The sequence below is a fragment of the Parasphingomonas zepuensis genome (assembly GCF_036663735.1).
Taxonomy (GTDB): domain Bacteria; phylum Pseudomonadota; class Alphaproteobacteria; order Sphingomonadales; family Sphingomonadaceae; genus Sphingomonas.
Genome location: NZ_JAXOJO010000091.1, coordinates 1 through 1,042, shown reverse-complemented (window position 1 = coordinate 1,042; position 1,042 = coordinate 1). Strand labels below are relative to the sequence as shown.

The window sequence follows — 1,042 nt, the reverse complement described above, 5'->3', positions numbered from 1 at the left end:
AAGACCCCGCCGATGAACGCGATCACACCAATCACGACGATCAACAGCCCCAGCCAGCGCGGGATCGGCACGGCGCGGCGGATCAGCCGGACCCCGCCGTCGAACATCGACGCGACGACCAGTCCCGCGAAAATCAGCAGCAAGGGTTGAATCAACAACACCACCAAAGCGACGGCAATGGCGAGGCCGAACCATACCGACGCCCGCTTCAACTCGGCGCGCATCATCGGATCGCGCATTTCGTTAGGGCCAGGCTCCTGCGTAACCGAGACGATGTCGTCGCTCATGGCCGCGCTTATTCTCCGGGACGGTCGGGATGCAGCGAGTTCCCCGCGCGGCCCGCGCGGAACGATGCCGGCCAGCTCAGCGGGTTCCAGCTTGCGCTGCCGTCGAGGCTGAAGGTGATGAATTCGGCACGCCCGCCGATATTCTCGATCGGCACCGGGCCACCCAACCCCTCTTCGGCCAGGGAGAACCTGCTGTCGGCGCTGTTGTCGCGATTGTCGCCCATCAGGAAGACATGGCCTGCGGGGATACGGATTGGCCCGAAATCGTCGGCAGTGCTGCGCACCATATCGATCGTGTCATATGATTTGCCGTTGGGCAGCGTCTCGCGCACGATTCCCACATTGCAGACTGTGGCGCCCGACGCATCGCGGCCCAGAGCGTCGGGATAATGATCGGGATCGCACATCAGATTGGCGTCGGTCCGTAACGCGCGCGTTCCCAGCCGCTCCTGCTTCACCGGGCGTCGATTGATATAGACCTTGCCATAGACGACTTGAAGCTCCTCGCCGGGCAGTCCGATCACACGCTTGATATAGTCGGTGCGCGCGTCGGTGGGTGTGACGATTACGATATCGCCGCGCTCAGGCACGCTGCCGAACAGCCGCCCCTGGATGAACGGGAGAATGTGGAAGGTCGGGGTGACATAGGAATAGCCATACGGATATTTGGTCACCACCAGCCGATCGCCGACCAGCAAGGTCGGCATCATCGATTCGGACGGGATGTAGAATGGCTTGGCGATCAGGCTGTGAAA

Annotated in this window: 1 protein-coding gene and 1 pseudogene; both read right to left on the bottom strand. The window is 62.2% G+C overall.

Annotated elements, in window-relative coordinates:
• Window positions 1–287 (bottom strand): annotated as a pseudogene (locus tag U1769_RS25505) (AI-2E family transporter); the annotation flags it as partial.
• An 8-nt stretch (window positions 288–295) separates the two neighbouring features.
• Window positions 296–1,042 (bottom strand): signal peptidase I (lepB, locus tag U1769_RS25500; protein WP_332720947.1); only part of this gene is annotated, 747 nt, incomplete at its 5' end.